The 12,847-nt window shown below is 61.3% G+C and carries 11 protein-coding genes; 5 read left to right on the plus strand and 6 right to left on the minus strand.

Features of this window, described 5'->3' with window-relative positions; translation table 11 throughout:
• Nucleotides 1-3: 3 nt before the first annotated feature.
• Nucleotides 4-975: an AAA family ATPase gene (locus AC1Q80_RS25600; RefSeq protein ID WP_173423130.1), complete on the minus strand. Its 972-nt coding sequence runs from the start codon at nt 973-975 to the stop codon at nt 4-6.
• 295 nt (nt 976-1,270) lie between these two features.
• Between AC1Q80_RS25600 and AC1Q80_RS25605 the strand changes: the two genes are divergently transcribed.
• Together AC1Q80_RS25605 and AC1Q80_RS25610 are read left to right on the plus strand one after the other, a co-directional pair.
• The gene (locus AC1Q80_RS25605) at nt 1,271-2,200 is read left to right on the plus strand and encodes a formylglycine-generating enzyme family protein (protein WP_492362241.1); all 930 of its coding nucleotides are present in this window, start codon (nt 1,271-1,273) and stop codon (nt 2,198-2,200) included.
• A gap of 147 nt (nt 2,201-2,347) precedes the next feature.
• Nucleotides 2,348-3,310, plus strand: a complete 963-nt coding sequence (locus tag AC1Q80_RS25610; RefSeq protein ID WP_492362365.1) for an HAD family hydrolase — start codon at nt 2,348-2,350, stop codon at nt 3,308-3,310.
• 60 nt (nt 3,311-3,370) lie between these two features.
• On the opposite strand, the gene AC1Q80_RS25615 is transcribed toward AC1Q80_RS25610, so the two are convergent.
• Nucleotides 3,371-3,976, minus strand: a complete 606-nt coding sequence (locus AC1Q80_RS25615) for a PQ-loop repeat-containing protein (RefSeq protein WP_492362242.1) — start codon at nt 3,974-3,976, stop codon at nt 3,371-3,373.
• A gap of 669 nt (nt 3,977-4,645) precedes the next feature.
• On the opposite strand from AC1Q80_RS25615, the gene AC1Q80_RS25620 reads away from it, so the two are divergent.
• A complete protein-coding gene (locus tag AC1Q80_RS25620) occupies nt 4,646-4,921 on the plus strand; it encodes a hypothetical protein (protein ID WP_173423127.1) in 276 nt (91 codons plus the stop codon).
• Between the two features lie 219 nt (nt 4,922-5,140).
• The gene (locus AC1Q80_RS25625) at nt 5,141-6,913 is read left to right on the plus strand and encodes a tetratricopeptide repeat protein (RefSeq protein ID WP_492362243.1); all 1,773 of its coding nucleotides are present in this window, start codon (nt 5,141-5,143) and stop codon (nt 6,911-6,913) included.
• 38 nt (nt 6,914-6,951) lie between these two features.
• Here AC1Q80_RS25625 and curA read toward each other — a convergent pair whose 3' ends face one another.
• The 4 genes from curA to AC1Q80_RS25645 form a co-directional block, all read right to left on the minus strand.
• Nucleotides 6,952-7,980, minus strand: coding sequence for an NADPH-dependent curcumin/dihydrocurcumin reductase (gene curA, locus AC1Q80_RS25630; RefSeq protein WP_492362244.1), 1,029 nt, complete (start codon nt 7,978-7,980; stop codon nt 6,952-6,954).
• Between the two features lie 225 nt (nt 7,981-8,205).
• Nucleotides 8,206-9,567 carry an O-acetylhomoserine aminocarboxypropyltransferase/cysteine synthase family protein gene (locus tag AC1Q80_RS25635; RefSeq protein ID WP_492362245.1) on the minus strand — a complete coding sequence of 454 codons (1,362 nt, stop codon included), beginning with the start codon at nt 9,565-9,567 and terminating at the stop codon, nt 8,206-8,208.
• Between the two features lie 42 nt (nt 9,568-9,609).
• Nucleotides 9,610-10,647, minus strand: a complete 1,038-nt coding sequence (locus tag AC1Q80_RS25640; RefSeq protein ID WP_492362246.1) for an isopenicillin N synthase family dioxygenase — start codon at nt 10,645-10,647, stop codon at nt 9,610-9,612.
• Between the two features lie 425 nt (nt 10,648-11,072).
• Nucleotides 11,073-11,783 (minus strand): SDR family oxidoreductase, encoded by a 711-nt coding sequence (locus AC1Q80_RS25645; protein WP_492362247.1) that lies wholly within the window; start codon nt 11,781-11,783, stop codon nt 11,073-11,075.
• A gap of 109 nt (nt 11,784-11,892) precedes the next feature.
• On the opposite strand from AC1Q80_RS25645, the gene AC1Q80_RS25650 reads away from it, so the two are divergent.
• Entirely contained in the window at nt 11,893-12,792 is a 900-nt protein-coding gene (locus AC1Q80_RS25650) for a LysR family transcriptional regulator (protein WP_492362248.1), read from the plus strand.
• Nucleotides 12,793-12,847: the final 55 nt, after the last annotated feature.

Raw genomic sequence — 12,847 nt, forward strand, 5'->3', positions numbered from 1 at the left:
CTCTCAGGCGACAGCAACCTGCTGCACGATCCGGTCGATGACCTGGTTGGCTGTCGTGCCGCCGGCGTGGGCTTCATAGGAAAGGACAAGGCGATGGCGAAAAACATCGTGCACGGTTGCCTGCACGTCATCCGGCGTGACGAAATCTCGGCCCTTCAGCCATGCATGGGCGCGCGAGACCTTGTCGAGGCCGATGACGCCACGCGGGCTGATGCCCACCTGGATCCATTTGGAGAGATCCTTGTCGAGCTTGTCCGGGTAGCGCGTCGCCATGACGAGAGCGACGATGTAATCCTCGATCGCACTCGAAACGGTTATCGCTGAGATCTCCTTGCGCGCCGAAAACACCGCATCCTGAGCCAGCTTTTCGTCCGACCTCGCTTTCGAGGTGACGGCCGTTTCTTCCGATCGCACCAGCCGCATGATCTCGGCCTCCGACTTGGCGTCGGGATAATCGACCTGGATGTGCATCAGGAAACGATCGAGCTGCGCCTCAGGCAGGGGATACGTGCCTTCCTGCTCGATCGGGTTCTGTGTCGCCATGACCATGAAGAGGCCGGGCAGTTCGTGGCTGGCACCGCCGACCGTGACTTGCCGCTCCTCCATCGCCTCCAACAGGGCGGACTGCACTTTCGCCGGCGCGCGGTTTACCTCGTCGGCCAGGATGAGGTTGGCAAAGACCGGTCCCTGCTGAAAGCGGAATTCGCCCTTGCCGCCTTCGGTGAAATAAACTTCCGAGCCGGTGATGTCGGAGGGGAGAAGATCCGGCGTGAACTGGATGCGGGACAGTTGCGCGTCGAGGTTTTTCGCCATGCTCTTGATCGCCCGCGTCTTGGCAAGCCCCGGCAGGCCCTCGACGAGCAGATGGCCATTGCTCAGGAGACCGAGCAGCAGGCGCTCGATCATGCCCTCCTGGCCGACAATGGCTTGGCCGATGCGCTTGCCGAGAAGTTCGATGTCGTCACGTGTACCCATGAAATCTAGCCCTTCCCGCCGGCCCCTGTGAACTGCCAACGCAGATTAAGGTTACATGTGGCCCAATGGAAAGAATGTAACAGTAACGAAGGAGACGATTGCGGCGTTGCGTCCTGCGTGGCCGAGGAGAAACGCTTCGGCCCACATTTTCTGTTTCGTCGTAACTGTTACGTACTTTGGATGCGCAAGATTTGCGTTTAGGCTTGGGGCGACTAGGATAATCGGGACATCCTCGAAGGGAGTATTCGGCCCTATGCAAGTCTTATCGGCAAGGCAGGTCCCTGACGAAACGCCGATGGCGATCAGCGCGCGCGAGCCCGTCTGGATCGAGGGTGGCACCTTCATCATGGGATCTGACAATCATTACCCCGAAGAGGCGCCGGCCCATCCGGTCAAGGTCGACGGTTTCTGGATCGATGTAACGCCGGTCACCAACCGGCAATTCGCGGCCTTCGTGGACGCAACCGGCTATGTCACGGTTGCCGAGAAGGCGCCCGATCCCAAGGACTATCCAGGTGCCAAACCGGAAATGATGCGGGCGGGTTCGGTCATTTTCGATCCACCCAAACGGGTCGTCAGCCGGGATTCCTCGCAATGGTGGGACTTCAAGTTCGGCGCCGATTGGCGACGGCCCTACGGCCGGCAAAGCAATATCCGCGGCAAGCTCGACCATCCCGTCGTGCACATCTCCTATGTCGACGCCATGGCCTATGCCACGTGGGCGGGCAAGGATCTGCCGACGGAGGCCGAGTGGGAATTTGCCGCCAAGGGAGGCCTGGAGGGGGCGGAATTTGCCTGGGGCGATGAACTCGTGCCGGATGGCCACTTCATGGCCAACACCTGGCACGGCACGTTCCCGACGGAGAATTTGCGTCCTGATGGTTTCGAGCGTACCTCTCCGGTCGCCAGCTTTCCTCCTAACGGCTATGGCCTCTACGACATGATCGGCAATGTCTGGGAATGGACGAGCGACTACTGGTCGACCAATCATCCGGCACCTGCGCAAAAAAGCTGTTGCATCCCCTCCAATCCGCGCGGTGGCGGACTCGAGGCGAGCTTCGATCCGAGGCAGCCGGAAATCCTGATCGCGCGGCGGGTGGTAAAGGGCGGGTCCCACCTCTGCGCGCCAAACTATTGCCGTCGCTACCGCCCGGCAGCTCGCCATGCACACGAAGAGAATGCGGCAACGACCCATATCGGCTTCCGCTGCATCCGGCGGGTCTGAGCGTCTTTGCCAAGGCAGTCTTGTTTCAGCTGAGGAGGGTACCCGATGACCATGATAGCAGGACGGCGCGCGCCGATTGCAGGGAATTCACGAGCGAAAGGCTGGCGGCGGCGGACCTTTATGGCTGCAGCCGCTTCGCTCGCCCTGATGCTGGCGGCGCCTGCGCTTGCCCTGGCCGCCGATGCGCCTCCGGCTGACCTTCCTTCCTGGAACGACGGCGAGGCCAAATCGGCCATCATCGACTTCGTGACGCGGGTGACAAGCGAAGGTGGTCCGGATTTCGTCGCCAAGGCGGACCGCATCGCAGTCTTCGACAATGACGGCACGCTCTGGAGCGAGCAGCCGATGTACTTCCAGGGCATGTTCATCAATGACCGTGTCAAGGCCATGGCCCCGGACCATCCGGAATGGAAGGACAAGGAGCCGTTCGCATCGCTGCTCAAGGGCGATATGGCTGGCGTTGTTGCCTCGGGCGAAAAGGGCCTGGTCGAACTCGCAATGGCAACGCATGCGGGCATGACCACCGACGAGTTCGCGAAGATCGTCAAGGATTGGTTTGCGAGCGCGAAGCACCCGCGCTTCGACCGGCCCTACAATGAGATTACCTTCCTGCCGATGAACGAGTTGCTGGAGTATCTCAGGGCGAACGACTTCAAGACCTATATCGTCTCCGGCGGCGGCGTCGAGTTCATGCGCACGATGACCGAGCAGATGTATGGGATTCCTCCGGAGCAGGTCGTCGGCAGCACCATAACCACCAAGTACGAACTGCAGGGCGACACACCCGTGCTGATGCGCGAGCCGAAGGTGGACTTCGTTGATGACGGTCCCGGCAAGCCGGTGGGGATCAACAAGTTCATTGGCAAGCGGCCGATCTTTGCAGCCGGCAATTCCGACGGCGACTACGAAATGCTGCGGTGGGTTACATCTGGTTCCGGGCCGAGCTTCGGGATGATCGTGCATCACACCGACGGCGAGCGCGAATGGGCCTATGATCGCCAGTCGCATATCGGCAAGCTCGACAAGGCGATGACCGAGGCCGAGCAGCGAAAGTGGCTGCTCGTCGACATGAAGGACGACTGGAACAGGATCTACGCCTTCGAGAAATAGGCAACGTCGCGGCCACATCACTCGCCCCCGATATAGCGGCGAGTGATGCCGATATGGCTGCTATTTCGATGTAACCTGTGTGAAGGCGATGCCATCGATATGGCCGTCTTTCAGTCTGTAAACGAGCGACTGCATAACCGTGGTGTTCTGTTCATCCTGGTGTTCGTGGGCGTAGCGCGCCATCCCTTGCTGCGGCGCTGCGCCGAAGCGTTTTTCCAAGGCTTCGGTGCCGTCCTTCAAGGTCGGAACCGGTAGAAGCAGGGGGGCGAGCTCCACGGTTGGGGTGTCGCATTTATCGGTGTCGCCGGCCACTTCTTCGGTGGAGATGAACGTCACCGGCTTTTCGGCGGGCGTTGCGGCGTCTCGGCCGTTTGCGACGAACCAGATGCGCCGAGGCAGGTTACCGGTCGCAAGCTCGTAGCACAGCCAGCCGATCGACAGTCCCTCCACAGAGCGGCTGCGAATGTTGCCTCCGAACGCGGTCTTGACCTCGTCGAGAGTTGTCTTTTCGAGCACAATTGAGAGTGGCCCCGCATTGACGAGATTGTTGAACGGGGTCTCGAATTGGAACGTCTGCGCTGTCGCCGTCTGTCCGCCAAGGACAAGCGACGGCAGGCCGCTCAGTTTGTCGTCGCTTGCCGCAAGCTCTGTGCTCAACAGCGTCATAACGGTCGCGGCAATCCCGGCGGAAAGGGACGTCACAATACGTCGTTCACGAGAAATCTTGTCCAAGGATCGCATGGAATTCTCTCCGTTGTGCTCAACACGCGATAGGGTCCGTCGCCGGATGTCGCCGCAGGTATTCTAAGCGAAGCAGCATTCCGCGTTGAAGTACGTAACAGTTACAATCGGCAGCGATTGAAGGCCGAAGATCGCAGCAGCCCAAGCGTAACGCCTGGCAACGACAACTGTAGCGCATCGCCCAAGCCGGGCAAGCAGCACCGGCTGCGGTCTGTCGCGCGTTGGCGGTTCATGAAAAAGCGGCCGCGGCGAAAATCCTCTGGCCCGGTCAGCGATGCATGATCCGATGCGTGCCAGCGGCGTGGTTCCGCGCCTTTATGCAGCCTGCGTCAAGCGGTCGGCACCAATGTAACTGTTACGTACTTCCGCACGGACCAGGTTCCTGCAAATCTGCAGCGCAGGAGAGAGGTGCAGGCGGAAGTTGGTCATCTGCCTGTCCCGAGACTGTATCCGTCAGATAGGCAAATCTCAACGAGACGCTGGCAATCAGAGTGGCGGTGACACCGCTCGATCTGTGCAAGATGCGCGTGAAGGAGGTCTTCGCGCGTAGGTGTGGCATGAAGCATCGATCATCGTTCAATCGGGTAGAGCACAATGCCCAACGAAGCCAAACAACGGGGACTTTTGAAGCTGATGCTCAAGCTTCCGGCGCTGCGCGGCCAGTTGCAGCTTCTGACTGCCAAGAACATGCCGCTCGCCAGTCTTTGCGAGGCCTATGACGAGGCGGATGCCATGCTTGATCGCCAGCGCCGGCGTGATCCGCAGGATACTTCGATGGTGTCGGAGTACGAACTGATCTGCCTGGAGATCGAAGAGGAAGTGATTTCCATCTGTCTTGCCAATGCAGATAACAAATCTAATCCAATGTGATTAGTTATTCATTCGTATGGCATCGCCCTGTTCTATCGGTTTTCCCCTGAGAACTCAGTGGTTTTCAAGTCCGGACACTGTTTCATTTTGAACCTGCGGCGTTTCTTTGAAAATGTTTTGTGACGGGTCAATATTTCACTTCCCGCTGCCCGGTGTGTGATCTAGAGTTCACCTCGCATTGGCACTCTCTTTCGGGTTGTAGGTAGATGGGGGCGCGGTATGAAAACAGGAGAAGACGCGGACCGAGCGGCTTATTGCCCTGTTGCCGAACGCTCGGCCAGAGCCGAACTCGATCGCATGCTAAGCGATCCGCGCTTTCACGGCACCGAGCGCCACCGCAAACTGTTGCGATACCTGGTTGAAGAGTTCTTCGCCGGGCGGTCAGCGTCGGTGAAGGCCTATACGATCGCGATCGACGTCTTTGCCCGGCCGAGTTCGTTCGATCCGGCAACGGACCCCATCGTTCGGGTCGAGGCGTCGCGACTTCGCGCTGCATTGGCACAATACTATGAAGCGCTTGGCGATGAAGCCACGCTGCGTATCGAGCTGCCTAAGGGCAACTACGTGCCGCTCTTTGTCCGGTCTGACGGCAAACCGCCGCAGGTTCTGCTCGCTCCGCCGCCGATGTCCTCTTATGTGCCGGAGCCGCCCGAGCAATTGTCTTTGACGGCTGTTGTCGGTCGTCGCCTATCCATGGCGAACGTTGCCCTTGCCGGCGCAGGGGTTTTGGCGCTTGCTTTTGCCTTTTATGTTTCGACGGCCGATCAATTTCCCTGGAAACCGATCCTGTCGGAAAAACCGACCATCATCGTCGATGTTGAACCGCAAAAATTGAAAGGCAGCGAAGAGCGGCGCAGGGTCGGGGGCTATCTGGTCCACGCGCTGTCGCAGTTCTCGTCGGTGCGGACGCTGGCGCAGGAGCCGCCTGAGGGCATCGACGTCGCATCGGTGACCGGCTGGGTTGCGCCCAGATCCGCTGTCCGCCTTGCCGGCAGCAAGGAGTATAAACTGTCGATCAGCTACAACATGGCAAACGATGCTCACGAGCTTGCCTGGCAGGTGGTAGACCCGCAGAGCAACGAGGCCTTGCGCTCCGGCGCCTCGAAACTGACGCTCGAAGATGGCGGGAACGTCGAGGAAGTCCAGCAAGCCCTTCTGGTGCGACTTGCGCGCGCGCTTGCGGGTGAAGACGGTGTGGTCACCAGTCTGGAGACCGCACGCCAGATAGCAGCGCCGTCGCTGGGATATGGTTGCGTGTTGCAGGCCGATCTGGCGCTGGCGCGGGCTGATGCTGAAAATTTCGCGAATGCGCTCGCTTGCCTGGAGCGCTCGCTCGCCTACAAGGCAAATGATCCCGATGTATCGGCCAGCCTGGCCATGGTCCTGGTGGCGACGGGCGAGGCAGGCGCCTCGCCGACCGTTGGCAACAGAGCACTGAAGCTTGCCGACAGAGCTGTCGCGCTTGCTCCCCAGGCGAGCCAGAGCTACGTGGCGCAGATGATGGCGCGTTTTGCGGCCGGTGACCGGGAAGCTGCCTTTCTGTCGGGACAGCGCGCCAGCGCACTCAATCCGCTGGATGAGGCTATCCCAGCCAGAATGGGTCTGTTGCAGTACATCTCCGGCCATTGGTCCGAAGGCCTGAGGCTGGCGCGACTGGCAGAGGAAAATGGAGAGTATACGCATCACGACGCGGCTTTGACGCTGGCCCTCGATGCCTATCGAGGGCGTCGTTACGAAGAGGCCCTGCTTCGCGTGCGCCAGCTTGCAAACTCGTCGGACCGGGCCGTCAATCTGCTGCGACTGGCTGTCGCCGGTCAGCTCGGATTGACGCAGGAGGCGACCAGCGCTCTTGACGAAATGCGTTCGGCGGAAGGTCCGCAGCAAATCTCGCTGACCGCTGAGCCTGCTATGAGGAGTTATGCACCGGAACTGGCCGCGTCTATTGAAGACGGCCTCGGCAAGGCCAGCCTCGGAATTGTCGGAAATCCTTAGGCGTCGGGCGGCGGCACCGCGTGCCGCCGCTCCGGCTTTCACGCCTCGTCGGCAACACGGATGACGAGCTTGCCGAAGTTGCGGCCTTCCAGCAGGCCGATGAAAGCGGTCGGCGCGTTTTCGAGACCGTCGACGATATCTTCCTGATAGCGAACCTTGCCCGCGGAAATCCATGCGGCCATTTCGCGATAGAAGTCGGGGCGCTGGTCGACGAACTCCCTTTGGATGAAGCCGCGTATCGACAGGCTCTTGCTCAGAACGTCGCGCATGACGGTGGGAAGGCGGTCGCCACCCGTCTGTTCGCCAGGGCGGCTGTTGTACTGCGCGATCAAGCCGCAGACGGGAACGCGGGCGAAATCGTTGAGCAGCGGAAAAACCGCATCCCAGACATGCCCGCCGACATTCTCGAAATAGACGTCGATGCCGCCGGGGCAGGCTGTTGCCAGTTGCTCGGTGAAATCGGCTGCGCGGTGATCGATGACCGCGTCAAAGCCGAGTTCGTCGCGAACGAACGCACACTTCGAAGCACCTCCGGCAATCCCGACGGCACGCGCGCCCTTGATGCGGGCAATCTGGCCAACGGCCGATCCCACGGCGCCGCTTGCTGCGGCAACCACCACCGTTTCGCCCGCCTTCGGCTTGCCGATCGTCAAAAGGCCGGAATAGGCGGTAAAGCCCGGCATGCCCAAGACGCCGAGCGCGGTTGTAAGGGGTGCTGCCTGCGGGTCGAGTTTGCGCAGGCCCACACCATCGGAGAGCGCGTAGCTTTGCCAACCGGAATGGGACAGCACGAAATCGCCCTCGGCGAAATCCGGATGGCGTGACCGTACGACGCGGGCCACCGTTCCGCCTTCCATGACGCTGCCGATCTCGACGGGCTTTGCGTAGGATTTCCCGGCATTCATACGCCCGCGCATATAGGGGTCAAGCGATAGATAGAGGATCTTCAGCAGGATCTGGCCTGCGGCAGGTTCCGGTATCGCGGAATGGCCGATCTCGAAATCATCCGGTTTTGGCTTGCCGTCTGGGCGGGAAGCAAGAAGGACCTGGGTATTTTCGAACGTCATGGCGTTTCCTTCCACCACTGGCGCAGCCCGACCGTGGCAGCGCAGCAGGTATGATGTTTCTGTTCGGGCCTACCTTCGCGGGCGCTGTGCAAGACGGCAAGCCGCGACTTCTGACCCTCGGGCGCATCCTCGATCTGCGCAAGTCCTGAGCCGGTCAGCGAGTATGCCAAAAGCCCAACCGTTGCTGACGGTTGGGCCAAAGAGCAGATTGTGGACGTCGCCGGCTCAGGCGGCGTCAATGGCCTGTTTCAGGTCGGCGATGATGTCATCGGGATGCTCGATGCCGATCGATAGCCTGACATAGCCAGGCGTGACGCCGGTTCTCAGCTGGTCTGCCTCGGAGAGCTGCGAGTGGGTCGTCGTTGCCGGATGGATCGCGAGCGACCGCGCGTCACCGATATTGGCGACGTGGTAGAGCAACTGCAGCCCGTCGATAAAGCGACGGCCAGCCTCGCGTCCGTCTTTCAGCTCGAAACCGACCAACGCGCCATAGTGGCCATTGCGCAGGTATCTTTCGCCCCGCGCCTTGGCGACGCCTTCCTGAAACTTCGGAAAGATGACCCGCGCCACCTTGGGATGCGAGCGCAGGAAGTCAGCGACCTTGATGGCGTTTTCGCTGTGCTGGCGGATGCGTAGCGGCAAGGTTTCCAGCCCCTGGATGAACTGGAAGACATTCTGCGGGCTGATGGCAGCACCAAGGTCGCGCAGCAGCACGGCACGGGCGCGCAGGATATAGGGATGAAAGTCGATCGTGGCGGCCTTCTCCAGCCAGGTCTTTCCCTGATAGCTCGCGTCCGGTTCGTGCAGATTGGGATGGCGCGCGGCATGGTCGTGCCAGGGAAAGGTGCCGCTATCGATGATGGCGCCGCCAATCGAGGTGCCGTGTCCGCCGATATACTTCGTGGTGGAATAGACGACGATCGCAGCACCATGATCGAACGGCCGAATGGTCAACGGTGCTGCCGTGTTATCGATGACAAGCGGAATACCGAACCGGCGGCCGATCTCGGCGACCTCGCCGATCGGGAAGACTTCGAGGCTCGGATTGGGAAGGGATTCCGCGTAGTAGGCCCGCGTCTTGTCATCGGTCGCCGTGGCAAACGCCTCGGGATCGGACGCGTCGACGAAACGCACTTCGATGCCGAAGCTTTGCAGCGTCGCGGCGAAGAGCGCCCAGGTGCCGCCATAGAGGCCGGCGGCGCTAACGATGTTGTCTCCTGATCTGGCAAGGTTGAGCACGGCGTAGGCCGATGCCGCTTGACCGGACCCGAGCGCCAGTGCCGCGGCACCACCTTCGATTTCGGCAAGGCGCTGCTCGAATGCGTCCTGCGTCGGGTTGGAGACACGGGTGTAGAGATGGCCGGCGGCCTCGAGGGCGAACAGTTTGTCGGCGCCGTCTGTCCCGGGCAACTGGTAGGAGGTCGTCTGATAGATCGGCACCGCGACCGCGCCGGTGACCGGATCGAAACGATAGCTGCCGCCATGAAGCGCCAGTGTTTCGGGCTGAAGCGGCCGCGACGTATCGCGCAGGCCGTTCGGCGCCTTGACTTCGACTGCAGGTTCCTCAGGCTTTTGATGGATCGTCATGGATTGTTTCCTTCAGCGGTTGAGCGGTTGCAGTTGCATTGTTCAGGCTGGCACCGGCACCTTCAGCTGTTCGACCAGATCGGCGTGGTGGGCAGCAGCGACGTCGGGGTGTGATCTCAGGCGTGATTTCAGGACGTTGCGCCCGACTTCGTGGAACAGAGGGTTGAGCGGGTCCTGCGTCACACCGCGAACTTCTGCGCCAAGCTCGGGTGGCAGGTCGAGAACTGGAATGGTGGAAGCGAGGTTGGCGCCGAGGAAGAAGGCGACCGAGCGGCGATCACCACCGGCGGGCGGCGTGACCACGCGATGAACATTGGCAAGCAGGTAGCCGTTCGATGCCAGCTCCAGAAGCTCGCCGACATTGATGACGAAGGTGCCGCGCTTCGGCGGCGCATCGATCCAGCCGCCCTTGCCGTCGTCGACTTGCAGGCCGCCGACTTCATCCTGAAGCAGGATGGTGACGAAACCGCCGTCCTTGTGGGCGCCGACCCCCTGGTCGCTTTCCGTCTTGTCTCTGCCAGGATAGCGGATGATCTTCAACAACTGATTGGGCCCATCGCGGTAGATCGGCTCGAATACATCGGGGCGCTGACCGAGCGCCTCGGCGAAAACCTCGATCAGGCGGATACCAAGGCGGGTGACTGCCTCGATCCAGGCGAGGATCGCCGGCTTCAGGTCGGGCAGGGCGTCAGGAAACTGGTTGGGACCGACCAACCGTTTCCACGGCGCATCGCCAGCGTTGAGCTCGATGCGTTCGCGCTCGGGCCCGAAATCGACCTGCTCGCGCCAATCCTGCGTGCCCCGGGTGTATTCGAGGCCGGCGCGATTGTAGCCGCGAAAATGCGACGACTTGCGCATTTCGATCGCCAGCTTGTCCTGTTCCGGCAGAGCGAAGAAGCGACGCGAGAGATCGAGAACGCCATCGATCTGCTCCTGCGCAATCCCGTGCCCCTCCAGATAGAAGAAGCCCACCGAGCGGGCGACGCTGCGCAGTTCGTCAAGCGCCGCCGCCCGCTCGGGATGGCCCGCCGCAAAGCGTTGCAAATCGAGAATCGGAAGGGATGAGTTGGCGTTGGTCAATGGAAGGCTCCTTCACTGTCTGTGCTGCGGCGCTGCCGTCTTCATCTGGGTGTGTCTGCACACTGCTGTTGTGACTGGCCGCAAATGGTACGAGAAGCCTACCTGTTGTTGGCGACCTTTCAATATTATCTATTGAAATTATAGACTAAATATAGCGACGTTGGCGCAAGAGCCGTCCGGACAACGATTGAGCTGCGAGAATTTTCAACCTTTGGGGTTTTGCCGAGGGATTTCCCGCCGACGCTGGACAGCAACGCGTTGCGGGCGACAGACATTGATCGGCTGACTTCAGGTGTCTCGGACCCACAAAAGCAACGGAAAGCAGCCGCTCTTGATCGAGCGATACGGCGCCGCGGCCTTGCCCATTCCCGATACGACGGGAATGGTGTTGACGTGATGGGAGCGGTCAATCACCGCGGTTGGGCTCAACGCAAGGCAAAGCCCCCGTCGGGGTAAAGCGTCGAGCCGTTCATGAAGCCGTTCTCCATGAGGTAGATGACAGTGTGCGCCACCTCATCGGTGGTGCCGACCCGCTTGAGCAGCGCAGCCTCGCCATAGCTGGAGAAGGAAGCCTCCCGGACGGCGTCCGGCTGACGGCGCCACAGGTCGCTGTCGATCGTGCCGGGCGAAATGACGTTCACGCGGATCGGCGCCAGTTCGACGGCGAGCGCTCGCCCCAGGCCTTCGATCGCGGCATTGCAGGCGCCATAGGCGGCACCTTCTGCCGCCGGCCTGACGCTGTAGGCGCCCGCCATCAGGGTAATGGAGCCGTTGGTATCCAGGTACGGCAACGCATGCTTCACCGCATAATACTGCCCCCAGAACTTCGATCGGAAGGAGCTTTCGGCGACCTCGTCGGACGCCTTGTCGATCCGTCCGCGCGAGTAGGATGCGCCTGGCGTGAACAGGTGGTTGATCGGACCTGCCTGCTCGAAGAAGCGGCGCAAGGAGTCCTGATCGACATTGTCGACCGTCAGCGCGCGGCTGGCCGGACCGAGCTTGCTTGCCGCGCGCTGCAGCTTTTCCGCGTCGCGCCCGCCGATAACCACGTCCGCGCCAAGGTCGATCGCGCGCTCGGCAACGCGCAGGCCGATGCCGGAGCTGCCGCCGATAATTGCTACTCTCTGCTTTCTCATTCTGTCGGATCCCTAGGATGTCGATGACTGGGCGCACTATATCCGCGAATGAAAATCGCTTATGAGAACAGTTTTCGCAGTAACTGCGAATGTGGTTCTGGAGTGTGTCATGCTTCCCGGCGATCATCTCAGTGCGATCCGAGCCTTCATGCAGGCCTCGCGGTCTTCCAGTTTTTCCGAAGCTGCCGAGCGGCTTGGCCTTTCCACATCGACGGTGGGCAAGGCTGTTGCCCGGCTTGAGAGCCAGCTGGGCGTGCGTCTGTTTCAGCGCAGCACACGCCATCTCGCACTTACCGAGGAAGGCAGGGTGTTCCTCGAGGGTTGCGAACGCGCCGTGGCGGAACTGGCCGCGGTCGAGTCCGCGCTTGCCTCGCGCATGGATGAGCCTGCCGGCCGCCTCAAGGTGAGTTTGCCGGAATTGCTCGGCAGGCGCATTGCCGGGCCATGCCTGATCGGCTTGGCCGCGGATCATCCGAAACTCGAACTCGATATTGCCTTCACCAATCGGCTTGTTGATCTGGTCGAGGAGAACATCGACCTCTGCGTGCGTGTCGGCGAACTTGCCGGCGGTGGCGACCTGATGGTCAGAAAACTCGGTGTGCAGCGCCTGACGCTTTGCGGTGCGCCGGATTATCTGGCGAGGCACGGGACACCGTCGCGCCCCGCGGAGCTTGCTGCGCATCATGGCGTGACGCAATCGCGTGGGCGCGCAGCAGAGACCTGGCGGTTTACTGAATCCGGGCAGACGAAGCACATCAACGTTCGCAGCGCGCTTTGCATTGCCGACCACGCCTTGATGGCGGACGCAGCCTGCCGCGGGCATGGGCTCGTGCAGTTGCCGACCTGGATTGTCAACGATGCGGTCGCAGACGGTCGGCTCGTTCCCGTTCTCGAGGCCTTTGCGCCCGTGCCGCTGCCCATCTTTGCCCTTTGGCCGCATCGGCTCGGCACGACCCCGCGCGTGCGCGTTGCGGTCGACGCCCTGGTCGATCGTTTTCGCGATTTCTAGCAGCGCAGCGAATAATTGCGGCCGATGTTGGCCGGGCAGTCTATTCCGCCTTTGC

This window comes from Ensifer sp. GW823-FHT05D09 (assembly GCF_058795755.1).

Excerpts from the sequence above, each read along its gene's own strand:
- AC1Q80_RS25600 (WP_173423130.1), bottom strand. The coding sequence starts at position 975 with ATGGGTACACGTGACGACATCGAACTTCTCGGCAAGCGCATCGGCCAA.
- AC1Q80_RS25605 (WP_492362241.1), top strand. The coding sequence starts at position 1,271 with ATGGCGATCAGCGCGCGCGAGCCCGTCTGGATCGAGGGTGGCACCTTC.
- AC1Q80_RS25610 (WP_492362365.1), top strand. The coding sequence starts at position 2,348 with ATGCTGGCGGCGCCTGCGCTTGCCCTGGCCGCCGATGCGCCTCCGGCT.
- AC1Q80_RS25650 (WP_492362248.1), top strand. The coding sequence starts at position 11,893 with ATGCTTCCCGGCGATCATCTCAGTGCGATCCGAGCCTTCATGCAGGCC.
- AC1Q80_RS25645 (WP_492362247.1), bottom strand. The coding sequence starts at position 11,783 with ATGAGAAAGCAGAGAGTAGCAATTATCGGCGGCAGCTCCGGCATCGGC.
- curA (WP_492362244.1), bottom strand. The coding sequence starts at position 7,980 with ATGACGTTCGAAAATACCCAGGTCCTTCTTGCTTCCCGCCCAGACGGC.
- AC1Q80_RS25625 (WP_492362243.1), top strand. The coding sequence starts at position 5,141 with ATGAAAACAGGAGAAGACGCGGACCGAGCGGCTTATTGCCCTGTTGCC.
- AC1Q80_RS25615 (WP_492362242.1), bottom strand. The coding sequence starts at position 3,976 with ATGACGCTGTTGAGCACAGAGCTTGCGGCAAGCGACGACAAACTGAGC.
- AC1Q80_RS25620 (WP_173423127.1), top strand. The coding sequence starts at position 4,646 with ATGCCCAACGAAGCCAAACAACGGGGACTTTTGAAGCTGATGCTCAAG.
- AC1Q80_RS25635 (WP_492362245.1), bottom strand. The coding sequence starts at position 9,567 with ATGACGATCCATCAAAAGCCTGAGGAACCTGCAGTCGAAGTCAAGGCG.